Raw genomic sequence first — 22740 nt, forward strand, 5'->3', positions numbered from 1 at the left:
GCGTTCCACCCAAGCCACTGGCACGGTCTTCGGTAAACTTAAGCCAACCGTAATCCCCCGAGGCGTTGCTCCCATCGCCGCTAAATCAGATAAATTAGCAGCAACGGCGCGCCAACCCACATCTTCGGCGGCTGTGGTATGAACATCCGGTTGCGCCATGCCATCGCTAAAATGAACGCCATCCACAAGCACATCAGTGGTGACAACCAAAGACTGATCGCCACTCCAATCCACCACCGCCGCATCATCCCCCACGATCTGCGGCGGACAAAAGCGATGCAGTTTTGCCAGTAGTCCTTGTTCCCCCAGATCGGCAACGGTCATCCCTCCTTCTGCCTTTGCTTGAGAAGCCTGTGGATGACCGTTGGTGAAATTAGCTTCTCGTGTCATCGTCGCTTGTCGCAGCGGTTTGAGAAGCATCTTGGGGACGTTGTAAGTTTTCAATACCACTGACAACCCGGGCGGAGATAATTTGATCGCCTTCTTGCATATCTTCTAGAATTTCATCTCCTTCCACCGTGTAACCAAAGATGGCATACCGTCCATCCATAAAGTTAAATCCGGGTGGGGTTAATTCCGTATCAAACTTGAAGAAGAAGAACTGGGACGATCCGCCATTAGGATCTCCGCTGGGACGCGCGATCGCGACAGCACCATTGGCAGAGAAGGGCAAGACAGGCTGATCTTGGTAACGACCGATCTCTTCGAGGGTTGCGCCATAAACTGGCTTTTCATCGCCTCTAACTAAAATTTCTAGAGGAATTGAGCGATATTCTCCCGTTTCCGGATCAACAAACCCTTGTTCCGGTCCTGGGGGATCACCGGTTTGCACGGCAAAGTCATTGACCCGATTCACTTCTAAGCCATCATAAAAGCCGCGATCCACTAAATCAATGAAGTTGCCGGCTGTCACGGGCGCACTATAACCATCCACAACCACCGTTAAATTGCCTTTATTGGTTTCTACTTCCACGGTAGCTCGTCCTTTCAGTTGGGGGAGATCCGCATATTCTTCGGGGACAGAAAACGGAAACTCTTCCACAAATAAGGCTTCGAGAGCGTCGAGTTGTTGGAGAACATCACGACGAGTCTGCCAAATTGCTTCTAATTCACGCTGATCAACGACTTCTCGCAATTCGTTAACGTTTTCCTTAATTTCCGGTAACAAAGCTTGTGCTTTTTCCCGATTTTGCTCAGGAATATCGGCTAAGAGCTCATCAGTTTTAGAATTAAGCACCCGGCTGGCATTTTTGAGATCTTTCTTAATCGGACCCCACCGTTTACCGCGGAGTTGTAAGCCAATATCTTCAATACTATCCTGTAGTTTTCGCGCTGGATAATTATCAAAGGGAAGGGAGTAACGGAGTAAAGCGGTGGGATCAGTAATTGCCTCCCCTTGCGCCAGGACACTTTCCCGCTTCTGTTGCTGTTGCTCTTGAGAATCTCCTCCCCAGAAGTTCCACCACGCCCCACTGAGTCCAACTGATAAACTCAGCAATAAAAGAGTAATAATACTGGTTCTAGCTAGAAGGCGTAATTTTTCTAGCCATTTTGACGGTTTTAGCATACTTAAATTTTGTTTTTTTTAGGAGACCATCTAAACCTTAATTTACACGCTTGTCGCACTTCCCATCAAACCGCGCCTCATAATCCTAATACAAGTCGCGCGATCGTAAAGTAAATTAAGACCCCAAGGACATCTACAGCGGTGGTAATAAAGGGGGCCGACATCAAGGCGGGATCTAATCCCAATCCGCGAAAGAGAAAGGGCAAAGCCGAACCAGCAACCGAAGCTAACAGCGCGATCGCGATCAAACTACCGCCAACGGCTAGGGAAACCATCAGATTCCCTTGTAACCAAAATGACCACAGAGTTGCTACTGATCCCAAAATTGTTCCTAATAACACGCCTGCCATCGCTTCTCGAATAATGACATAGCCGGCACCAAGGGAACGAATTTCATCCGTATTTAAGCCGCGAATCACAACCGTTGAAGACTGGGCGCCGACATTGCCGCCCGTTCCCGTTAACAGGGGAATAAACGCCGCTAAGGTCACCACCTGTTGTAGGATCGCTTCGTGGGATTGAATAATGCTGCCAGTCACGGTATTCGTCAGGAGTAAGACAAACAACCAAACCACCCGCTTGCGCGCCACGGCTAAGAGGTTCGTTTGGAAGTAGTTATCGCCATCGGATTGCACCCCACCCAAGGTATAAATATCCTCAGTCGTCTCCTGTTCCAGAATATCCATCACATCATCAACCGTGACCACCCCCACCAAACGCTGTTCTCGATCTACCACCGGAATCGCTAGTAAATCATACCGTTGAATCAATCGCGCCACTTCTTCTTGGTCGGTATCGGTATAAACCGACACCACTTCCCGAGTGACAATTTCTGCCAGGGAAACGTCTGGATCGGCTAAGACTAAATCCCGCAACGAAACAATGCCAGTCAGGTGACGGGAGGCATCTGTAACGTAGAGATAATAAATAATCTCTGATGCATTCGCTAACTTCCGGATCCGTTCCAAAGCTTGACCCACCGTGAGATTATCTTTCAGGGAGATATACTCTGGGGTCATAATCCGCCCTGCGGTATCTTCCTGATAGCCCAGGAGTAACGCCGTACTTTTACGCTCTTTCGGGCTCATTTGCGCCAGTAAGCGACGCACCACTTTCGCGGGCAGTTCATCAAAGAGGCGCGCGCGATCGTCCGGTGACATTTGATCGACAATTTCAATCACTTCTTGACGCTTAAACTCCTCAATCAGCGCTTGTTGAACGCTGGAGTCGAGATGTTCGTAAACGTCAATGGCTTCAGTTTTGGAAAGTAGACGAAACGCGATCGCCTGCATGGATTCTGGCAGGTTCTCGATTGCCTCAGCGATATCCACTGCTTTCACAGGTACCAGCAGGGATTTGGCTCCTTCTAGGTTGCCATTTTCTAGCAACATTTCCAGTTGATTTTTCACCAACTGCGGAATTTCGCTATGGTGGGTGTTTTCTAGGGAAGAAAGAGGTTCAGTCAAAGCTACTTTCTCATTAGCGATCCGATCATATTCACTATATTAGGTCGGGGCACAAATCGTTTCTCTCGGTAGATGTCATTTTTTGATTTTTTTGGCAAGTTGTGATTAGTAGGAAATGAAAAGTTTTGACCCTGACCAAGCGATAAAACGATTGAATCAGGTTCACATTGATTGTTTTAGCCAAAATTTAATTGTAAATTCAGTACATTCAAGGAGGTAATGATGACCCAATCCAGTGACGCTACTAATCAAACCAATCAAACTAATCAAACTAACGTATCTGAAACAAGCTCCATTGAAGTCAGTGATCGCACCAATTCTCTAGTAGACCAAAATTTACCCGATGCCCCAGAATCAGTGAGAAATGAAACCAAACAGCTCATTGAAGCCATGACGCGCAAAGCGCAGTCTGAAACCCAAAAGGCAGGCGAATATGCGAAAGAAAATTATCTAGAAGCGGTTCGTAACGTTCGCACTGAGGTAGAAAAACTCAACTTTGATCCCGAACGAATTGAAGAATCTGTTAAGTTAATGCAGATGGATGCGGAGAAAAATTGGGAGTCTTTAGTTAAGGAGATTGAGGGGTTTGGCAATCGTCTCAATGAAGCAGCACAAGCGGCATGGTCAATTTTGACTGCGCCTCATCACTCAACGACTGGGGATCAATCCGATTCTTCTTCTCAGTCCTAGTTTTTCCTTGCAAGTGCGGCACAATTCAAACTCAATCCCCCGCCTTAAGGCGGGTGGAAGATGATTATACCTCGCTAATTGAACCATCCTATGGTTTACTGATTGACCCCCATTTGTTGCGCCTCTTGCTGAGCAATTTCTTGCTTGAGAACAGAGAGGGCTTGTGTAAATTGCGGATCATCAAGAGTACCAATTTTACCGCGATCGCGCTGCAGTTCTTTTTGTTGTGCTTCACTCATTTCTGAAACCACATCCGGTTTAATGCCTTCTTCATTGATATCGCGTCCATCTGGGGTTAAATATTTGGCTACCGTAATCGCCACACCTGAACCATCTCCTAACCCTCGCACCGACTGCACCAGCCCTTTGCCAAAGGTTTGTGTCCCCACAATTACGGCTCGGTTTTGATCTTGCAAAGCGCCTGAAAGAATTTCACTGGCACTGGCTGAACCGCCATCCACCAGTACGACCAAAGGCTTATCCGTGAGGGCATTGCCTTGCGCTTTTTGGCGTTCTACTTCCCCTTGCCGATCCACCGTGGAAACGATTTTCCCTTCATCGAGCCACATCCGAGTAATTTCGATACTGGCATACAACAATCCCCCCGGATTGGACCGCAAATCTAAAACGTAGCCTTCGACATTTTTCGCTTCCATGTCTTTGATGGCGCTACGCATTTCTGCGGTGGCATTCGTACTAAACTGATTGAGACGAATATAGCCAATGGGTTCCCCTTGCGGTGTTTCATGTAAGCGCGCTCGCACCGGGTGGACTTCAATCCGCGCCCTTGTAATTTGATAATCTACTTCTCGGTCTTGACGTTGAATGGTCAATGTCACTTCAGAACCCGGTTTCCCCCGAATTAAGCCCACTGCTTCACTCAATTCCATACCTTTTGTACTTTGACCATCAATGGCAATGATCAAATCTCGGGCTAAAATTCCCGCTTCATAAGCAGGTGTATCTTCAATGGGAGAAATAACGCGAATATACTCCGTTTCCTCATCCAGAGCAATTTGAATCCCTACCCCCGTTAGCTCTCCTGAGGTGTCAATTTGCAAGTTTTTAAACTCTTCCGGTTCCATGAAACGAGTATAGGGATCGTTGAGCTGGTCAAGCATTTTATGAATTGCATCATAAGCCGCTTCTTTATCTTCATAGGTGCGATTTAAATATTCCTGTCGCACCCCTCGCCAATCCACTTGATTAAAGGTAGCATCAACATACTGGCGATTCACAATCTGCCACACTTCATCAACCAGTTCTTTCGGACTTTCTCGGAAAAAAGCTTGACTTTGTGATAAATGAAGCCCCGCACCAGTGACAGCAACGGTGGTCAACATGGCTGCAGTCGCCCCAAGAACTAATCCACGTTTTCTCATAACCATATGTTTAGGGGAATTGATTGTACCAATAAAAAATATGAAGGGTTACGCCTACCCTAGCACAGGTTTTCCTGAGTGCTGGTAAAGAAAAATATTTCGCAAATTTCATTCCATGCGGTAACTTTAAACTGAATTAAATAAATTCATTACTAACTTGGAGAAAAAATTATGACCTCCACTTATTCTCCTGTTGATATCAAAAGTCGCAGACTGGCTCTTAAGCAGCAACGACAGCTCAAAATTATTCAAGCTTGCTGGCGTTTTCTCTTTGTTTCCAGTTTAATGGGGGTGCTGATTTGGGTAACTCTTCTCTCAAAATTGGTTCTTCGCCAACCGCAACAAGTTGAAATTGAAGGCAATCAGTACCTCAGTAGTGAAGCGATTAAAGGGATGGTACAAGAAACCACTTCCCAATCCATTCTGACCTTAACCTCGGCTGAAATTAGGGAAATTCTGCAAAATCAAGCGCCCATTGAACAAGTGACAGTGAATCGAGAACTCTATCCCCCTCGGGTCAGCATTGCAGTGACTGAACACCAACCGGTTGCCCTCACCGTTCCTAATCCTCGCGGAATTCATCCCCAAGAGAAAGGATATCTTGCTGCTAACGGAACCTGGATGCCTGCCGAGAGTTATCGTTCTGATGCCTTTACCCCTCCTCCGCTCAAAGTGATTGGTTATCAGCCTCAATATCAGTTGCAATGGACAAAAATTTACCCGCAATTCCAAGCGTTACCGATGACAATTCATACTGTCAACTGGCAAGATCCAACGAACCTAATTTTAGAAACCGAGCTGGGTCAAGTTCATCTCGGGGGAAATATGGAAACGCTTCCCAAACAACTCCAGGTATTAGCAAAACTCAAGAACCTTCCCCAAAAACAGCCCCTGAATCAAATGCGCTACATTAATTTAAAAAACCCTGACTTCATCGTGATTGAGCTCGTTTCTGAATGAAAAAAATCAATAAAAAATAATAAATAATAGAATTTTCTTGACGATCTAAGTGTCGATTAACCTTATAATATTCCTGAAAATGTTTTGACCGGTAAGATTTAAGCTAAGCTAATAGCAATAATCAATAAAGGCTAATCATTCTATTTTTATTCATATAAATAAATTAACTCCAGAAGACCCGTCTGACGAGCCCTCTCAGTAATTTCGCGTTTCAGCAATGACTATTGAAGATCAAAAAAATCCCACTCAACATTCCTTTTCTATGAACGTGTCCAGTGATGATAATCATTCCTTTGATGACGATTTTAACTTAGATGACCTACTGAACTCATCCTACAGCGATGATCCGAAGCCGACTAAAGAACAACTAAGGAGCGACAATATCGTGCCGGGAAATGTGGCAAGAATCAAAGTAATTGGTGTAGGCGGTGCCGGTTGTAATGCAGTCAACCGCATGATTGCCAGTGATGTCGTTGGGGTGGAATTCTGGGCAATTAATACGGATGCTCAAGCCCTCTCCCGAGCAAGTGCGCCCAATCGCCTACAAGTTGGAGAAAAGCTGACGCGAGGGTTAGGGGCAGGGGGGAACCCCTCCATTGGTCAAAAAGCCGCAGAAGAATCGCGAGATGAAATTTCCAGTGCCCTTGAAAATACAGATCTTGCCTTTATTACGGCTGGAATGGGGGGCGGAACGGGCACCGGTGCCGCCCCCATTGTTGCGGAAGTTGCCAAAGAAATGGGATGTTTAACGGTTGGAGTGGTGACCCGCCCTTTCACCTTTGAAGGACGCCGGCGCACCAGTCAATCGGAAGAAGGGATTTCTGCGCTACAAACCCGGGTTGATACGCTGATCATCATTCCCAATAATAAGCTCTTGTCGGTAATTGACGAACAAACACCGGTGCAAGATGCGTTTCGGGTAGCTGACGATATCCTCCGCCAAGGGGTGCAAGGAATTTCCGATATTATTACGATTCCCGGTTTAGTGAATGTAGACTTTGCTGATGTCCGTGCGGTCATGGCCGATGCTGGCTCAGCGTTGATGGGCATTGGCACAGCCTCTGGCAAATCGCGAGCAGCCGAAGCAGCAACCGGTGCCATTTCTTCTCCCCTCCTGGAATCTTCGATTCAGGGGGCAAAAGGGGTTGTCTTTAATATCACAGGGGGGAGTGATTTAACCCTGCATGAAGTGAATACTGCTGCGGAAACAATTTACGATAATGTTGACCCCAATGCCAATATTATATTTGGCGCTGTGATTGACGATGAAAAAATGGAAGGAGAAATCAGGATTACGGTGATTGCCACAGGGTTTTCTGGAGAAGAACCCACTAAAGCGAAGAAGAAAGAAACAACCAAAGGAACGTCCCCAACTAAAAATCCGACTCCCATGACGTCAAAAACAAAATCAACAGAGAAATCTCAAGGAGAAAGTAAAGGATTAGATATTCCGGAATTTTTACAACGCCGTCGTCGTCGCTAAGGGGAGATGCAAGTGAAGTGTCCAACTGCTTTAACGATCGCGGGGTCTGATAGTGGTGGCGGAGCTGGGATTCAAGCGGATTTACGAACCTTTGCTTTTCAGCAAGTTCATGGGACCTGTGCGATTACTTGTGTGACGGCTCAAAATACAATTGGCGTGCAACGGGTTGAGCCATTGCCTCCCGAAATGGTAGGCGCCCAGATTAAATCAGTGATGGATGATATTGGCGTGCAAGGAATAAAAACGGGAATGCTACTCAATGCCGGAATTATCCAAGCCGTGAAACGCATGATTGAAACGTATCAGCTACAATCTTTGCTAATTCTTGATCCAGTGATGGTTTCTCGCAGTGGCGCCCAGCTTTTAGATGATTCGGCAGTCGAGCAGTTAAAACAGCTCGTCCCGTTGGCAGCCCTGGTCACACCAAACCGTTACGAAGCCCAAATGTTAAGTGGGCTAGAAATTAACACCGTTGATGAGATGAAATCGGCAGCGGAAATTATTTTGGGTCAAGGGGCAAAAGCAGTTTTGGTCAAGGGAGGGGCGATGTCAGGGGAAGCCAGAGGGGTAGATGTTTGGTTTGATGGCGAACAATTTGACCTTTTGCAAGCCAAACCGGTCGAGACGAAAAACAATCATGGTACCGGTTGCACCCTTTCGGCAGCGATCGCGGCTCAGATCGCTTTAGGCCAAGATCTCAAAACAGCAGTACACCTTGCAAAGCAATATCTGACCACTGCTTTAGAATTTGCTTTAGACTTAGGAGCAGGGAATGGACCAGTGGGACACTTTTTCCCACTTCAACGTCAATAAGAATTGTCAAGTGGAAAAAATTATGACCTCAAATTCTCGTTCTCAGGGAATGACTTCCCCCCCTCCCAATCAAAATACCCCCACGGTTCCCATGTCTGTTTATCGGGAACTGGCGGGAGAATTACAAGCCACTCAAAGTCAATTAGATGGCTTAAGACAAGATAATCAGCATTTACAGCAGGAAAATCAAACGTTACGCTTAGAAATTAAAAAACTGGTGCAGTCGGTCCAAAGATTAGACAATACGATCAACAACTGCGATCAAACCTTCTCCTCCCCGCCCGCAGAAATGGCCCTGAAAAGAGGAGAAAATCGCGACGCTTCTCCCTCGCAAGAGCATTGGTACACTCATCAAACCCCACGCGATCCGGGGCAGCAGAAAACCCGCCATCAGGAACAAGAAATTAATGGCTGGTTTGTCATTGCCGCCCTCATGATGATTATTTTTACCTTTTCCGGTATTGGGTTTATGGTGGCGCGTCCTTTAATGAATCAATCAGGTCAGAATTAATAATTAAGGGAAGACAAGGTAAGACGGTTACCAGTGACCAATGACCAATGACTAACGACTAATGACCAATAACAAACCAAGTATGGGAAAAATTCATGCCTTACGAGGAACGAAAGATATCCTGCCAGAAGAAGTGAGTTACTGGCAAGAAGTAGAAACGGTTGCCAAGGAAATTTTCACAAGAGCCGCTTATCGCGAAATTCGTCCGCCCATTTTTGAACAAACGGCATTGTTTGAACGAGGAATCGGAGAAGCCACCGATGTGGTCAGTAAAGAAATGTATACGTTTCGCGATCGCGGCGATCGCAGCTGTACCCTCAGACCCGAAGGCACTGCGGGTGTGGTGCGAGCCTTTATTGAAAATGGACTCCACAACCAAGGGGTGCAACGGTTATGGTATGCCGGTCCTATGTTTCGTTATGAGCGTCCCCAAGCCGGGCGACAACGGCAATTTCACCAAATTGGACTCGAATTAATTGGTTCTCCTTCACCCGTTGCGGATGTCGAAGCGATCGCGCTGGCAACGGATATTTTAGAGACCCTCGGTCTAAAACACCTCAGTTTGCAACTGAATTCAGTGGGCAATACCGAAGACCGGGAACGCTATCGCACTGCCCTCATCGAGTATTTGACTCCCTACCAAGACAAACTGGATGCCGATTCTCAAGATCGCCTGACCCGTAACCCCCTGCGGATTCTCGACAGTAAAGATGAACAAACCCAAGCGATTCTCCAAGATGCCCCGCGCCTCATTGATCATTTAGGAGAAGCCTCGCACCAGCACTTTGAACAAGTCCAAGCCCAGTTAAAGGAGTTGGGCATCGATTACACCCTGAACTCCAATTTAGTGCGCGGTTTAGATTATTACACCCACACCGCCTTTGAAATTCAATCGGCGGACCTTGGGGCACAAGCAACGGTTTGTGGCGGTGGCCGGTATGATGGCTTAATTGCTGAACTCGGCGGTAATGAAACCCCCGCGATGGGGTGGGCCATTGGCATGGAGCGCCTGATTTTGCTCTTAAAACAACTGAAAGCGGTGCCTGATCCAGAATTAGACTTTTATGTGGTCTCTCGCGGCGATCGCGCCCCCGCACAAGCCTTAACCATTGCTCAACAACTGCGTCACCAGGGCTGGCGTGTGGAATTAGATCTCAGCGGCAGTCAAATTAAAAAACAATTTAAACGCGCCGATCGCAATGGCGCGATCGCCTGTTTAATTTTAGGCGATGCTGAAGTTGAACAAGGTACAGTTAACTTAAAATGGATGGCAACGCAAGAACAAACTGTCATGGAACAGCAGGAACTGCTTGCCAACAATGAGCAACTCCGTCAGCAAATTTTGCAAGTTAAGAACCAGAATTAGCTGGAAATCATCATGATGGAAAATTGGGAATTTTTCCTGCAAAAAGTCGGTGAGGAAAACTGGGTGAGCATTAACTCTTCTCAACCCGAATTTCCCAACGGGCGATATGTGATTGCCGCCCGTGCTGCCCATCGCCCAAAAGAATGGATTGAAGTCGATATCAGTACTCGTAATAATCTTCGCACCAGAGAAAGAGTCCACAAGCACCAACACGCTTGTCAGCTCGATGAAACTGGATTTGCAATTTTAGTGGCGGAAATAGAACTGACTCCCGGCCTGTGGGAAATTCAGTGTCGAGGGGATATTCTTTCTGCTTTGATGGGAGAAAATTGGCAAGTTACTCTTTTATTGCGAGTCACTTTGGGGTTAGAAAAAGCAGCTGCTCATTTCCAACCCGCAGCTACCCAAACCTTAGCCCTCCCTGCTAAGGTTGCAGAAACTGATCCGGAAGAAGACTTAAATCAGCTCCGATCACGCTTAATAAATGATGCCGATCAAATATTCCAGGAAGTGATTGATGATTTGTTTCCTCGGGTTACCCCCTCCCTTCACCTTGATCCTCTCGCCTCGACCAGCGACTATTCCCTCCATTTAGATGAAGAAATCCTAATTGCCCAAACCACCAAACCGATTATTGTCTCTGGACAAATCACGACCCAACAGCAACCGCCTCATCCCCAATTACGCCTCAATATTTCTCTGCGCGATCCCAGAACCGGCGATACGGTCGCTGAATTATCCCCTCGCCTTCGCGAGCAAAGTTTTCCTCTTACCTTCTGCTACTCCCTCAGCGTTCCCCCGGCGTGCAAAAGTTATCTCCTCGAAGGAGAAGTGACCCTTTGCGAAGATATGCCTGGAAAAGAAGGAAAAATCTTCGCCTCTCAAGGGTTTACGGTGAGTGCCAAATGGGAAAACCTACAACCGTTTCTGATTGGAGCAATTACTACCGCTACAGTTTCCCATCCACCCGTCCCATTATCGCCTTTAAATCCTCAGCAACGTCAAGGAACTGCTTCTTATCCTTCTCGCTGGCAAGGCGTCTTTCCCCCCAAATTATCAACGCAATCGAGAAAGAAGAAGAAAACGCCTCCTGTCCTTCCCAACCTTCCGAATACAATCGGATCGAAGTCCAAACTAACGAAACCGAAGAAACCGAAAGAATTTGTTTGGAAAAGACCCGGTCCACAAGACGATACTTCTCCTACTGCACAATGGGAATTGGAACTAACGACTGAGACTGAAATTGTGATTATTCAGAGGGACGAGACAGAGCTATGATTGAGAACTGGACAAAAGAATTTTTTGCTTTCTGTGATGCCATCAACCAAGAAATCGAAGGTTTTTTTGCAGAAATGGAACAAATGGCAGCAGAGTTTCCCCAAACACTGGATGAAGCAGTGCAGGAGGTAGAAACCACTCTCAGTGAAGAACTAGAAGTATTTTGGCAGGACTGCGAAGAAATTTGGGATTGGTTTGATTCCGATTTTGATAGGTCAGAAGAAGAGGACAATGACAGTGAATTTATGATGACCTCAAAGGTGAATCCCGATCAAAATACTCATCCTGCTTGTCAGGGCTGTCGTCATTATCATGGCTATGTTTATGGCGGAAATCTCTTTGTTTGTGGGATGCACCCCTATGGTTGGGAAGATGAAAATTGTCCAGATTGGGAAAGAGAATGACCGGGAGATTCGGATATAGGGTTTAGAATTTAAATGAGAGGGGTGCCTGGCAGACAGGACCCATTGCTCTTGAGTGTTCCCTGTTGCCCAAACAACAAATAGCAGAATAAGGAGACAATATTTGCTTGACAATCGAGATGTCGTGATTGAATGGTTAGAAAAAAATGTTCCGAGTGCCCGCGTTCAACATATTTTGGGAGTTGAGCAAATGGCAAAAGAATTAGCCCAGTTGCATCAAGCGGATGAAGAAAAAGCAAAAATTGCAGGGCTAATGCATGATTTAGCGAAATACTTTCCCGCCGATAAACTGTTAACCCTGGCCCGGGAAAAATCAATTCCCATTGATAGGATTTGTGCGGTGCGTCCTCACTTGTTACACGCCGATGTGAGTGCGATTGTGGCACAAGAAACCTTTGCTGTAAAAGATGAAGAAATTTTAAGCGCGATCGCGCAACATACCTTGGGCAATGCCGAAATGTCCAAAACCAGTTGCATTGTATTTGTGGCGGATAAATTAGAACCCAACCGCGGCGACACCCCAGAATTGAATGCGATGCGCGAAGCCACCTGCGAAAACCTCTATCGTGGCGTTTATCAAGTCTGTGACCTTGCGATCAAAAAATTAATGCAAAAGGGACGTCCGATTCATCCGCGAACGGTCGCGACTCGGAACTGGGCAATGCAAGCGCAAAAATGTTAACGCCTCTGTATCATTGAATCCCGATCAAAAACAATCCACGCTATCTTGGTGGTAAGTTCAATTTAGTCGCTATTGTAAGACTCAGCAAACCTTCAAACGTATTTCATGAATCATCAGGCTAATTCTAATCCTACTTCCCCGAACACTCCAACCTTGGCTGCTGCAGAAAAATTGGCTTGGACCATCGCGCACGCTGCGGATAGTCGGAAAGCAGGAGATATTGTGCTTCTAGAAGTTGTGGATGTCTCGTACCTTGCCGATTACTTTGTCATTGGTACAGGCTATTCCCGGACTCAAGTAAAAGCCATCTCTGATGCCATCCAAGACGCCGTTGAACAGCAATGGCATTCGACGCCAGTACGCATAGAAGGACAAAAGGAACGGAACTGGATTTTACTAGATTATGGCGATGTCATTGCTCATATTTTGCTACCTGAAGAACGAGAATTTTACGGTATTGAAGCGTTTTGGGGACACGCTAAACGGATTGACTTTGAAACGGTCCAACAAGCAGAAGCAGGTTAATCCCCATGAGAGATCTATCGACATCTCAACCTTGTCCGGTCCCACCCGAACAACTCCCTCTCAACGAATATGACCAATTAAAAACGGCTTGGCCCTTTCGTTGGGTGACGTTCACTCGCGCCGCTTATATTCGGAAACTTTTGTGGACATGGGGATGGGGCTGGATTCTGGCAGCCCCCCTCACCGCTGGCAGCTTTCCCCTGGAGACGCATCCCTGGGAATTTATGTGTTGTAGTGCTTTCGGGGGCAGTTTACTCGTTGTCTTTATGGTGGTGAGACTTTATTTGGGATGGTCTTATGTTCGGACTCGCTTGAACAAAGCCGAGATTCCCTATGAAGAGTCAGGCTGGTACGATGGACAAACTTGGGAAAAGCCGGAAGCGGTTTTAGAGCGCGATCGATTAGTCGTGTCTTATCAAATACAGCCTATCTTTCAACGTTTGCAGATGACAGGTGTGATCTTGATTCTTCTCAGCGCGATCGATATTTCGGCTTGGCGACTTCTCACTCATTTTTTCTAAATTGATCAATCATTTATGAACAAAAAACGGACGCAAACCCCAGAAGTGGAAGTTCATCTCCTGCGCGAAGGAATCATCGAATCTCTCCATCAAGTCCATGCCCTCGTCTGTGATGACCGAGGACGTATTTTATCTTTTGCCGGTCATTGTGAAACGGCTTCGTTTATTCGTTCCGCTTTAAAGCCCTTTCAAGCCCTACCAACGGTAAAGAGTGGCGCCTTTGAACAGTTTCAACTCACTGATAAAGACCTCGCCATCATGTGCAGTTCCCATCAAGGAACGGTGCAACAAGCCCGACAAGTGTTTAATATTCTCTGGCGTGCTGATGTTGAACCCACTGCTTTACAGTGCCCAATTCCACCCGGAAAACGCAGTCCTCTCGAGCATAACTGTTCTGGGAAACATGCAGGAATGCTTGCCGCTTGCCAACAGCATGGTTGGCCCCTCAGCCAGTATTTGCGTCATCGTAGTCCGATCCAAGAATTGATCCTCAAGGGGGTCGGCGAACTGTTACAGATGCCGGGTGCAGAATTTATTGGCGTTCAAGATGATTGTGGTGCCCCGACCTATTTTATGCAACTGTCGCAAATGGCAACCCTTTATGCTCATTTATCTTCGGGAGATGATCTTTACTTAGAACGAATTAGCCGGGCGATGACCCATTATCCAGAAATGGTTGCAGGAGAAGGGTCCTTTGATACGGAGTTAATGAAAGCCACGAATGGGGAAATCGTTAGTAAATCGGGTGCTGAAGGCGTACAGTGTATTGGTCGCATTGGTGAAGGGATGGGTTTAGCCATCAAAGCCCTCGATGGTTCAAAACGAGCAAAGTATGCCACTGCGATTCATCTGTTGATGCAAATGGGTTGGATTAGTCCTAGCATCTCCGAAAATTTGGCGGAAAAGTTTATGAGTTTTGATGAGCATAAGCGCTTAGAGGTTATTGGTGAGTTGACGTTTGTTTAAAGGGAGTGATTATTGCAACTCCTGCATTTCTGCTTGTACCTCCTGTTTCAGCTGGGGATTGGATTGAACGTCAGTTGTGATATTATTAAATTCCGAGACGGTTAATCCCTGTTGCTGAACGATATTTTGGGAGCGGTTACAATAGTCAACAATGAGGGATTGGGCTTCTGCGGGGAGGTCTTGATAGCTTTGGGCACGGTTACAAGCAATACTGGGAACCTCTTGTGAATTTAAGACGGTTTGAATATCCTGTAAAGCCCTTTGGCGTAAGGGCTCAATTTCAAGTAGGGCTTGTGCATAATTCCTTAAAGTATTCTCATCGTAATTTTGTGCTTGTGCAATGAGGCGAATCTGAAATCCAGGATGATCAAAGATTTTATTGCTAACAATATCGAGTCCACTGGCTGAGAATAGCCAAGTTCCTGTCAAGAAGGTAACTTTAATTAAGTTTAAGTAAGAGAGTGTCATAGTTGGGTCGTTATTGATCGAAATTAACTTGTTATTAAGCAGAGCGTCATTTTCTGGGTTAAGAGACGATAAGAAAAATTTAAAAGTTTCAGCAGTTTGAGCAATAGATTAATTGGGGTATAAATATTTACATATAATTTCAAAATCGAAAAAGTCAGACTGAATTCAGAATCTGATTGTCTCAGCAATTTTTAAGTTTAACTTCAGTAATTAACGTAATTTTATCATTAGAATTTTTACTGAAAATGTATTTTTTGCTTCAAAAAAAAATAGTAATTGACGACTTAGTTCTTCCTCAGCAAACTTTCAATCATTGCTTTTGAAAAACTTCACAAAGTTGAATAATTTGGGTTTGCAGAGTTATTTCCGGGGGCTTTCCTTTTTTGAGATCAGCTTCTAAAGTTAACAGCATCGGGAAAGCATCTAAAAATTGCTGTAAAGTAAAGGAATGGACTTCTTGGCGCAGAAAATAAACCCGCTTTGGATTCTTAATTTCTGCCGCTTGAGCAATGACTTGCTGATCTCTTTCTCCTTGTTCTACTTTAAGCTTGATCCACAACCAAGTGCGAAATTGTCCGACTAAAACGGCAACAATTTTAAGGGCAGATTCATTCCGGTTTAATAACTCAGCAATTAGCTTCAGGGCCTGGTTTGTATCTCCATTAGCAATTGCTTTTGCTAATTGTAAACTATTGTGGGTACTGGCACTGACCAGTTGCGCGATCGCGCTTTCATCAAGGGCAACCTGCTTCCCAGCAGCATAGAGAGACAATTTCTCTAATTCCTGAGATAACAAGCGCGTATTATTCCCCACTGCCTCTGCTAGACGTTCCTTTGCTGGCATTGTCAATTCTACTCCTTTTTCTTTAGCCATCGTTTCCACTTGCGCCAACAATTGTTCCGTTTTCCAGGGGGGAATGACCGCAAACTCTCTGATTGTGGCGTAGTTTTTTAAGACTTTTGTGGACTTCAACCGTCCATCTGGTTTTTTGTCGCTGGTAAATAGTAAATGAGACGTTGCTGGTAATTGGGGTAACGTGCGCTCTAACTCAGATAATAAGGCAGAAGAACAATGTTGACCCAAATTCGTTTGCCTCACCCAAATCAGACGCCCGCCTCCCCCAAAGGGAGGGGTTAAAGCCTGATCGAGTCCTTCGGTTACTGCCTCTGTTTTTTCTCCAGGAATGAGATCTTCATTGAACTCTCCCCAGAGAGGATCAACCACTTTTTCTCGTAAAGCAGTGATCGCTTGATTTAAACGATATTCGTCTTCCCCCCAAAAAAAGTAAACTGGCATATCTAAGTGATGTTTTTTGTCGGCTTTTCCTTTATTGTGGTTGTATGAAGGTTACTAGGAGATAGATTAGCCTTGGACGAAGCGTATCAAAAGTATGTGGAACGAGTCGGACGATTATCGCAACCGACTTTATATCCCACCCAATTAAAAAATATCCAAGAATCCCCTAAATTCCAACGGGATGACCAAGGGCGAGTCAAAGCAAAGGCTTTCCCTGGATACAGTGTCGTTACTCCTCCTTATGAGGAGGATACAGGGAATGAGGGATTTTATCACCATCTTGCTCAAACACAGAAACGTTTACTCACTCAACTGCCTCAGGATTTTATTTTACCGGTTCCTGCTTCCAGTTTTCATGTCACATTAGCGGATTTAATCTGGGGTGATGAATTTGAAGCAGCAGTTGCGAAAAATTCTGAATTTGAAACGCAATTGAGACATCAAATTGCTGTTAGTTTTGAACAATATCAAAAAGAAAATTACGTTTCTAACCCCTTGCAGTGGCAATTATTAGGGTTAATTATTCGTCCGCGCGCGATCGTCGTTGGGTTATTGCCCAAAGACGAAAATTCTTATCAGCAAGTTATCCAATTACGCCGTGCCATCTATCAAAATCAAGGCTTATTATCGTTAGGTTTAGAACAGCATTATCATTTCTTAGCTCATGTTACCCTCGGCTATTTTGGCAACGTGCCTCAAGCCTCTCAACAAGATGAAATTTGCACGACATTAACCGCAATTAATGACCAATGGTTAGAAGCCGATCCCAAAATCTTAACGGTCTATCGGGCTGAATTACGCAAGTTTTCTGATATGACAGCCTTTACACGCCAACCTGATTTTCCGGTCACTACCTTTGGTGAGAAATAATTCAAGCTGTTATTTGTTATTGGTTATTTGTTCACAGCTTACTAGTAACCAGTAACTGCAATTATGAGTAAACGATCCCTAAATCATCCTATTGTCGAAGCAAGCTTTGCCATTATTGATCGCGAAGTTGGCGCTCATCCCTATTCCCAGAAAGAATATCGGGTTATTCGTCGTGCGATCCACGCAACAGCAGATTTTGATTTTTTAAACTTGTTTTATTTTAGTGAGCAAGTGATTGCAAAAGCAATTCAAGCTCTTCAAACTAAAACGCCGATTATCGTTGATGTGGGAATGGTAGAAAAAGGAATTCAAGGGATGGTTGATAAAACCTCCCAAAATCCAATCATTTGTGCCCTGGAAGCGGCGAAAGAGATTCCTGCTGGCAAAACCCGCACTGAAACCGGATTACTCAATTGTCTAGAAATTTATCCCCAAGGGATTTATGTGATTGGGAATGCCCCCACTGCCCTATTAGCGCTTTGTGACGCGATCGCGCAAGGAAAGGCACAACCGAGTTTAGTCATTGGCGCACCGGTGGGGTTTGTCTCAGTGGTCGAGTCAAAACAAGCCCTGGCACAAACGCTAGTTCCTCAAATTCGAGTGGAGGGGCGCAAAGGGGGATCGGCAGTAGCTGGTGCCATTATGAATGCTTTATTGGTGTTAAGTGCAGAGGAAGCATGAGTCAGCAGTCGCATCTTCATGTCGTGGGAATCGGGCTAGATGGCAAAGCGGGATTAACCGAAACGGTTCGGCAAATTGTGGAAGAAGCCACTTTATTAGTGGGCAGCGAACGCCAACTCAGTTATTGTTCTCAGCAGTCTGCTATTCAATTGAAACTTGGTAACTTTGAAACCACGATCGCGCAAATTAAAACCTATCTTCAGGGTTCCGAAAAGATCGTTGTTCTCACCAGTGGTGACCCGTTATTTTTTGGTTTTGGTCGCTTGTTATTAGACCATTTTCCGGCAGAACAATTAACCTTTCATCCTCATTTATCATCCCTGCAACTCGCCTTTAATCGTATCAAAGTCCCTTGGCAAGAAGCGACCTTGATTAGTAGCCATGGACGCAGTACTGAAGCCTTAATCAAAGCAATGCAGCGGGGAGATGAAACAATTGGCATTCTCACGGATCAAGAAAATAGTCCCAGCGCGATCGCGCAATTAATAACCGCACTCGATCTCCCCTTTTCCTATCAATTTTGGATTTGTGAGAACCTAGAAGGAAAGGAAGAAAATTGTCAATGTCTGGAGTTAGAAACCGTTAAACAAACTCAATTTTCTCCGCTTAATGTGGTTATTTTACTGCGAAAAAAATCGCCTTTACCTTCTTTAGCAGCGTTACCGTCTCTGGGCTTACCCGATGAAACCTTTCTCAGTTTTCCGGATCGTCCCGGCTTAATGACCAAACGCGAAATTAGACCCTTAATCATCGCTGAACTCGCCCTACAACCGCAGCAAATCATTTGGGATATTGGGGCAGGCACGGGGGCCGTTTCTATCGAGATTGCCCGTTTGTTTCCCACATCGCAGCTTTATGCCATGGAAAAAACTGCGATGGGCGTTGCCCTCATCCAGCAAAATTGTGAACGTTTAGCAGTTACTAACGTTACCGCCATTGCCGGAAAAGCACCCGATCAATTACCGGTATCAGACGCCCCCCACCGGATTTTTATCGGTGGCACAGGCGGTAAGATGAAAGAGATTTTAACACTTTGTCAAGAACAATTAGCCCCTGGCGGTCGCATTGTTTTGGCACTGGCGACCCTAGAACATTTAGCACAAGCAAGGCAATGGTTAAGGGAACATCAGTGGCGCGATCGCGTTTTGCAAGTTCAAATTTCGCGATCACTCCCCCTTAGCCACCTGACTCGTTTGTCTCCGCTTAACCCAGTAACCCTGCTCACAGCTTGGCGCGATTAGGAAGAAAAATCCTGCCCCATCAGCTGTCACACTTATTGATTGCGAGGAACTTGGACCTCACGTGCCATATCCAGAAATTGACCCATATTCACCCCAGGACGACGTCGTGGCATTGTCGATTTAGGAACAAGATAAGTTGGGGCAAATGTCTCTCCCGCAAGAGGATTTTGAGGAGGCTTATTACTATTTTGAACCGGTGCTGGTGCGGGGGGGGCTGCCGCTGTTGGGGTCGGTTGAGGTTGTGCGGCTGTCTCCTCTTTCTTGTTAGCCTGCTCTTTCACTGGCGAGGCTGCTGTTGAAGCAGCTTGCGGTTCAGTGTGCTGACTTTCAGCCGTTTTTGATGCCTGCTCTTCATTTAATTCTGCGTAATAGTTATTTTTGCCACCAAAGAGGTTTTTGATGATGCCAACCATTTAAGAATGACTCCTAAAAATTTTTTATGATTATCGCCGTTTACTAGCATATCGGAAGACGGGAACACAAGTTGACAACAGAAATGAAGAAACGTTGCTGATCGATAGTTTCCAAAACCAGAATGGGTGTGTTATAGTCGTAAAGGTCTATAGATAAAGACTGATATCCTTGCGGATGTGGTGGAATTGGTAGACACGCACGCTTGAGGGGCGTGTGGCTCACGCCTTGCGAGTTCGAGTCTCGCCATCCGCACTCTTAAACCCTGTAGCTTCTCATCGCGATCGCGCTGGGGAGCTACAAATTTTAATGAACCGTTATGATAAAGGTAGGCATTAAGTTTTGTAAATTATCTAAATTGGCATTTTGAACTGGCAACCGACCCCTACTCTAGAAACGAATTGGTACGCCCTCAATCCCCTGTGGCAAGGGGGCGAAGAAGTTGTTAAAACGGGACTTCCTCACGAACAACTGCCTCCAGCTTGGCAAATTTTACTGTTAGGAGATGGTTCTCCCACCCGACATTTAAGACTACTGACCCGGGAACCCATTGAGGTGGATGTCATTGATATGTCACCCATTGGAAACGTGCGCGATCGCGCTCCCGTTGGCATTGAAGCGGTTCCCGCCCCACGACTGCGGCGTCAAGTGTGGTTACGCACTGCCTCTGGACAACGTTTAGCTTATGCCGTTTCTTGGTGGGATGCCCAAGAAGTAGATGAATACTTACAAAACCGCGCTTTACCGATTTGGGATAATTTATCTCGCCTCCACACAGAACTTTATCGCGATATTCAAGGGATTTATTACGGGCATTCTCCGGAACTCGAAAAAGCCTTTCAACAAAGCGGTCCCTTTTGGGGACGACATTATCTGTTTTGGCACAATGGTCAACCCTTAACCTTAATCTATGAAGTCTTTTCTCCCTATTTGAAGAAATACCTGGATTGAGAAACGAACGAATGCTCTTGATTCTCGAATTAAACAAATGGTGTTTTCTGAGTAAGTTAAGTGATGTTTTCCCTACTTACGTCCTACTTCAATGTCTGCCCTAGTTTGCTTACAATCAAATTAGAAGGGAAAACTAGACAAGCCCGAGAGACAGGAGTAATCATTCTCTAATCAGTTTCAGGCAAAATATCTGATTACTCCGCACTGGAACATTTGTCGTGGGAGTTTAAATGATGCCGATAGAAACTGAAACGCAACGATCGCGCAAAGAAGCGAAGCCCAACCCATTTGGTGATACTCTATTTCTTTTTTTGACCTTCTTTTTTTTAATCAACTTTCTGTTCGCAACGGTCTTCAAGTCACAACCACCAGAAGTTGCCTATAGCCAATTTGTCCAGGATGTTCAAGCCGGAAAAGTCGAGCGAGCCACCATCAGTCCAGACCGCATTGAGTATGTCCTCAAATCGGAGTCAAAGGAGGGAACATCAGTTTTCACCACGACTCCAGTGCCAATGGATTTAGAATTACCTCAGATTTTGCGAGAAAATAAGGTTGAATTTTCTGCGCCTCCTCCCAGTAATTGGGAATGGCTGGGGAATATTTTGTCTTGGGTGTTCCCTCCGCTGCTATTCTTTGGCATTTGGGTGTGGCTCTTTAGCCGTGCGCAATCAGAAGGACCCGCAGCACTGACTATCGGTAAAAGTAAAGTTCGCGTCTACTCAGAAGGGGATACAGGAGTAACCTTTGCCGATGTTGCTGGTGTAGACGAAGCCAAAGCCGAACTGGAAGAAATTGTTGATTTCTTACAACGGGCGGAACGCTACATTCGTTTAGGGGCAAAAATTCCGAAAGGCGTCTTACTCGTTGGACCCCCCGGAACGGGAAAAACCCTCCTCGCCAGAGCAGTTGCTGGAGAAGCCGGGGTTCCGTTCTTTAGTATTTCTGGATCAGAATTTAATGAGTTATTTGTGGGGATTGGCGCTTCTCGGGTGCGAGATCTCTTTGAACAAGCCAAACAGCAAGCGCCCTGCATTGTGTTTATTGATGAGTTGGATGCCCTAGGCAAGTCACGAGCTGCTATTGGTCCCTATAGTGGCGTGAATGATGAGCGTGAGCAAACCCTGAACCAATTGCTCTCAGAAATGGATGGCTTCGAGGCCAACACGGGTGTCATTATTTTAGCGGCAACCAACCGCCCGGAAGTTCTTGATCCGGCGCTGCAGCGCCCCGGTCGCTTTGATCGCCAAGTGGTAGTGGATCGTCCCGATAAAAAGGGTCGAGAGGCAATTCTCAAAGTCCATATTCAAGGGGTCAAACTTGCCGATGATGTAGATTTAGAAAAGATTGCCGCGCGTGCCGTGGGGTTTGCCGGTGCCGATTTAGCGAACTTGGTGAATGAAGCTGCTTTATTGGCTGCACGGAATCAACGAGAAGCGGTAACGTTTGCTGATTTTAACAGCGCGATCGAGCGAGTTGTGGCAGGCTTGGAGCGAAAATCCCGAGTGCTCGGTGAAAAAGAAAAACAGATTGTTGCTTATCATGAAGTCGGTCACGCCATTGTCGGTGGGTTAATGCCCGGAGCTAACCCAGTGGAAAAAATCTCAATTGTGCCACGGGGTAGTGGAGCATTAGGGTACACCTTGCAACTTCCGGAAGAAGATCGTTTCTTGCTCAGTGAAAGCGAAATTCGCGGGCAACTAACCACATTACTGGGGGGACGATCTGCCGAAGAGTTGGTCTTTGGGGAGGTTTCAACGGGAGCCGCTGATGATATTCAAAAAGCAACCGATTTAGCAGAGCGAGCCATCACCCTTTATGGAATGAGTGAGGAACTGGGACCCGTTGCTTATGAGAGAATCAAAGGACAATTTCTAGACGATTATATGAACCCTCGTCGCCAAGTCAGTCCGAAAGTTGCAGAAATGATTGATAACCAACTGCAAGGGTTGATTAATGGAGCGCTTCACGTCGCTAAAGGCACTCTAGAGTATAACCGAGAATTATTAGAAGAAACCGCTCAGGTTCTGTTGCAAAAAGAAACCTTAGAAGGGGAAGAATTACACGCCTATTTAGCAAGAACTCACTTACCGGAAGAATTCCAAAACTGGCTCAAAACTGGGGAATTAAACAAGGAGTGGGCTTTATTGTCTGGAATTGATTAAGTCGTGCTATACAGCTACTGTCATTAG

24 protein-coding genes and 1 tRNA gene are annotated in these 22740 nt (G+C 45.8%); 18 read left to right on the plus strand and 7 right to left on the minus strand.

Annotated elements, in window-relative coordinates; all coding sequences use genetic code 11:
* The 3 genes from GVY04_18370 to mgtE all read right to left on the minus strand — a co-directional run.
* Positions 1-324 (minus strand): thiamine-phosphate kinase (locus tag GVY04_18370; protein ID NBD18020.1); only part of this gene is annotated, 324 nt, incomplete at its 3' end.
* Positions 325-373: 49 nt separating this feature from the next.
* Positions 374-1567, minus strand: coding sequence for a peptidylprolyl isomerase (locus GVY04_18375; protein ID NBD18021.1), 1194 nt, complete (start codon positions 1565-1567; stop codon positions 374-376).
* A gap of 77 nt (positions 1568-1644) precedes the next feature.
* Positions 1645-3033 (minus strand): magnesium transporter, encoded by a 1389-nt coding sequence (gene mgtE / locus GVY04_18380; protein NBD18022.1) that lies wholly within the window; start codon positions 3031-3033, stop codon positions 1645-1647.
* A gap of 294 nt (positions 3034-3327) precedes the next feature.
* Here mgtE and GVY04_18385 point away from each other — a divergent pair, with 294 nt between their 5' ends.
* Complete coding sequence (locus GVY04_18385; GenBank protein ID NBD18023.1) at positions 3328-3723, plus strand: hypothetical protein; 396 nt, start codon at positions 3328-3330, stop codon at positions 3721-3723.
* A gap of 95 nt (positions 3724-3818) precedes the next feature.
* Here the strand turns inward: GVY04_18385 and GVY04_18390 are convergent, their stop codons facing one another.
* Entirely contained in the window at positions 3819-5111 is a 1293-nt protein-coding gene (locus GVY04_18390; GenBank protein ID NBD18024.1) for a PDZ domain-containing protein, read from the minus strand.
* Positions 5112-5276: 165 nt separating this feature from the next.
* On the opposite strand from GVY04_18390, the gene GVY04_18395 reads away from it, so the two are divergent.
* The 11 genes from GVY04_18395 (at position 5277) to GVY04_18445 (ending at position 14632) form a co-directional block, all read left to right on the plus strand.
* Positions 5277-6065 (plus strand): FtsQ-type POTRA domain-containing protein, encoded by a 789-nt coding sequence (locus tag GVY04_18395; protein NBD18025.1) that lies wholly within the window; start codon positions 5277-5279, stop codon positions 6063-6065.
* 217 nt (positions 6066-6282) lie between these two features.
* Positions 6283-7548, plus strand: a complete 1266-nt coding sequence (ftsZ, locus tag GVY04_18400) for a cell division protein FtsZ (GenBank protein ID NBD18026.1) — start codon at positions 6283-6285, stop codon at positions 7546-7548.
* A 6-nt stretch (positions 7549-7554) separates the two neighbouring features.
* The gene (gene thiD, locus GVY04_18405) at positions 7555-8361 is read left to right on the plus strand and encodes a bifunctional hydroxymethylpyrimidine kinase/phosphomethylpyrimidine kinase (protein NBD18027.1); all 807 of its coding nucleotides are present in this window, start codon (positions 7555-7557) and stop codon (positions 8359-8361) included.
* Positions 8362-8383: 22 nt separating this feature from the next.
* Complete coding sequence (locus GVY04_18410; protein NBD18028.1) at positions 8384-8872, plus strand: hypothetical protein; 489 nt, start codon at positions 8384-8386, stop codon at positions 8870-8872.
* An 82-nt stretch (positions 8873-8954) separates the two neighbouring features.
* Positions 8955-10238 (plus strand): histidine--tRNA ligase, encoded by a 1284-nt coding sequence (locus GVY04_18415; protein NBD18029.1) that lies wholly within the window; start codon positions 8955-8957, stop codon positions 10236-10238.
* A gap of 15 nt (positions 10239-10253) precedes the next feature.
* Entirely contained in the window at positions 10254-11516 is a 1263-nt protein-coding gene (locus tag GVY04_18420) for a hypothetical protein (protein NBD18030.1), read from the plus strand.
* Positions 11513-11920, plus strand: coding sequence for a hypothetical protein (locus GVY04_18425; protein NBD18031.1), 408 nt, complete (start codon positions 11513-11515; stop codon positions 11918-11920). The genes GVY04_18420 and GVY04_18425 overlap by 4 nt, the downstream gene beginning before the upstream one ends.
* Before the next feature lie 121 nt (positions 11921-12041).
* Positions 12042-12620 (plus strand): HD domain-containing protein, encoded by a 579-nt coding sequence (locus GVY04_18430; GenBank protein NBD18032.1) that lies wholly within the window; start codon positions 12042-12044, stop codon positions 12618-12620.
* 105 nt (positions 12621-12725) lie between these two features.
* Positions 12726-13145 (plus strand): ribosome silencing factor, encoded by a 420-nt coding sequence (rsfS, locus tag GVY04_18435; GenBank protein ID NBD18033.1) that lies wholly within the window; start codon positions 12726-12728, stop codon positions 13143-13145.
* Positions 13146-13150: 5 nt separating this feature from the next.
* Positions 13151-13666 (plus strand): CGLD27 family protein, encoded by a 516-nt coding sequence (locus GVY04_18440; protein NBD18034.1) that lies wholly within the window; start codon positions 13151-13153, stop codon positions 13664-13666.
* Positions 13667-13681: 15 nt separating this feature from the next.
* Positions 13682-14632 carry an asparaginase gene (locus GVY04_18445; protein ID NBD18035.1) on the plus strand — a complete coding sequence of 317 codons (951 nt, stop codon included), beginning with the start codon at positions 13682-13684 and terminating at the stop codon, positions 14630-14632.
* Positions 14633-14641: 9 nt separating this feature from the next.
* Here GVY04_18445 and GVY04_18450 read toward each other — a convergent pair whose 3' ends face one another.
* Positions 14642-15100 (minus strand): DUF4168 domain-containing protein, encoded by a 459-nt coding sequence (locus tag GVY04_18450; GenBank protein ID NBD18036.1) that lies wholly within the window; start codon positions 15098-15100, stop codon positions 14642-14644.
* Between the two features lie 310 nt (positions 15101-15410).
* A complete protein-coding gene (gene holA, locus GVY04_18455; protein ID NBD18037.1) occupies positions 15411-16397 on the minus strand; it encodes a DNA polymerase III subunit delta in 987 nt (328 codons plus the stop codon).
* 72 nt (positions 16398-16469) lie between these two features.
* On the opposite strand from holA, the gene GVY04_18460 reads away from it, so the two are divergent.
* From GVY04_18460 to cbiE, 3 genes are all read left to right on the plus strand, one after another.
* Positions 16470-17267 (plus strand): DUF1868 domain-containing protein, encoded by a 798-nt coding sequence (locus GVY04_18460; GenBank protein NBD18038.1) that lies wholly within the window; start codon positions 16470-16472, stop codon positions 17265-17267.
* A 63-nt stretch (positions 17268-17330) separates the two neighbouring features.
* Positions 17331-17948, plus strand: a complete 618-nt coding sequence (locus GVY04_18465) for a cobalt-precorrin-8X methylmutase (protein NBD18039.1) — start codon at positions 17331-17333, stop codon at positions 17946-17948.
* Complete coding sequence (cbiE, locus tag GVY04_18470) at positions 17945-19189, plus strand: precorrin-6y C5,15-methyltransferase (decarboxylating) subunit CbiE (protein NBD18040.1); 1245 nt, start codon at positions 17945-17947, stop codon at positions 19187-19189. The genes GVY04_18465 and cbiE overlap by 4 nt, the downstream gene beginning before the upstream one ends.
* Before the next feature lie 32 nt (positions 19190-19221).
* On the opposite strand, the gene GVY04_18475 is transcribed toward cbiE, so the two are convergent.
* A complete protein-coding gene (locus tag GVY04_18475) occupies positions 19222-19602 on the minus strand; it encodes a hypothetical protein (GenBank protein ID NBD18041.1) in 381 nt (126 codons plus the stop codon).
* Positions 19603-19773: 171 nt separating this feature from the next.
* Here GVY04_18475 and GVY04_18480 point away from each other — a divergent pair.
* From GVY04_18480 to hflB, 3 genes are all read left to right on the plus strand, one after another.
* Positions 19774-19855, plus strand: a tRNA-Leu gene (locus tag GVY04_18480).
* 111 nt (positions 19856-19966) lie between these two features.
* Positions 19967-20551, plus strand: a complete 585-nt coding sequence (locus GVY04_18485) for a DUF98 domain-containing protein (protein ID NBD18042.1) — start codon at positions 19967-19969, stop codon at positions 20549-20551.
* 233 nt (positions 20552-20784) lie between these two features.
* The gene (gene hflB / locus GVY04_18490; protein ID NBD18043.1) at positions 20785-22713 is read left to right on the plus strand and encodes an ATP-dependent zinc metalloprotease FtsH; all 1929 of its coding nucleotides are present in this window, start codon (positions 20785-20787) and stop codon (positions 22711-22713) included.
* Positions 22714-22740 lie beyond the last annotated feature (27 nt).

The sequence above is a fragment of the Cyanobacteria bacterium GSL.Bin1 genome, from assembly GCA_009909085.1.
GTDB lineage: Bacteria > Cyanobacteriota > Cyanobacteriia > Cyanobacteriales > Rubidibacteraceae > Halothece.

Bases quoted from the DNA above. Each gene is read 5' to 3' on its own strand.
- GVY04_18375 (NBD18021.1), bottom strand. From the start codon at position 1,567: ATGCTAAAACCGTCAAAATGGCTAGAAAAATTACGCCTTCTAGCTAGA.
- GVY04_18390 (NBD18024.1), bottom strand. From the start codon at position 5,111: ATGGTTATGAGAAAACGTGGATTAGTTCTTGGGGCGACTGCAGCCATG.
- GVY04_18395 (NBD18025.1), top strand. From the start codon at position 5,277: ATGACCTCCACTTATTCTCCTGTTGATATCAAAAGTCGCAGACTGGCT.
- ftsZ (NBD18026.1), top strand. From the start codon at position 6,283: ATGACTATTGAAGATCAAAAAAATCCCACTCAACATTCCTTTTCTATG.
- thiD (NBD18027.1), top strand. From the start codon at position 7,555: ATGCAAGTGAAGTGTCCAACTGCTTTAACGATCGCGGGGTCTGATAGT.
- GVY04_18410 (NBD18028.1), top strand. From the start codon at position 8,384: ATGACCTCAAATTCTCGTTCTCAGGGAATGACTTCCCCCCCTCCCAAT.
- GVY04_18415 (NBD18029.1), top strand. From the start codon at position 8,955: ATGGGAAAAATTCATGCCTTACGAGGAACGAAAGATATCCTGCCAGAA.
- GVY04_18420 (NBD18030.1), top strand. From the start codon at position 10,254: ATGGAAAATTGGGAATTTTTCCTGCAAAAAGTCGGTGAGGAAAACTGG.
- GVY04_18425 (NBD18031.1), top strand. From the start codon at position 11,513: ATGATTGAGAACTGGACAAAAGAATTTTTTGCTTTCTGTGATGCCATC.
- rsfS (NBD18033.1), top strand. From the start codon at position 12,726: ATGAATCATCAGGCTAATTCTAATCCTACTTCCCCGAACACTCCAACC.
- GVY04_18440 (NBD18034.1), top strand. From the start codon at position 13,151: ATGAGAGATCTATCGACATCTCAACCTTGTCCGGTCCCACCCGAACAA.
- GVY04_18445 (NBD18035.1), top strand. From the start codon at position 13,682: ATGAACAAAAAACGGACGCAAACCCCAGAAGTGGAAGTTCATCTCCTG.
- GVY04_18450 (NBD18036.1), bottom strand. From the start codon at position 15,100: ATGACACTCTCTTACTTAAACTTAATTAAAGTTACCTTCTTGACAGGA.
- holA (NBD18037.1), bottom strand. From the start codon at position 16,397: ATGCCAGTTTACTTTTTTTGGGGGGAAGACGAATATCGTTTAAATCAA.
- GVY04_18465 (NBD18039.1), top strand. From the start codon at position 17,331: ATGAGTAAACGATCCCTAAATCATCCTATTGTCGAAGCAAGCTTTGCC.
- cbiE (NBD18040.1), top strand. From the start codon at position 17,945: ATGAGTCAGCAGTCGCATCTTCATGTCGTGGGAATCGGGCTAGATGGC.
- GVY04_18475 (NBD18041.1), bottom strand. From the start codon at position 19,602: ATGGTTGGCATCATCAAAAACCTCTTTGGTGGCAAAAATAACTATTAC.
- hflB (NBD18043.1), top strand. From the start codon at position 20,785: ATGCCGATAGAAACTGAAACGCAACGATCGCGCAAAGAAGCGAAGCCC.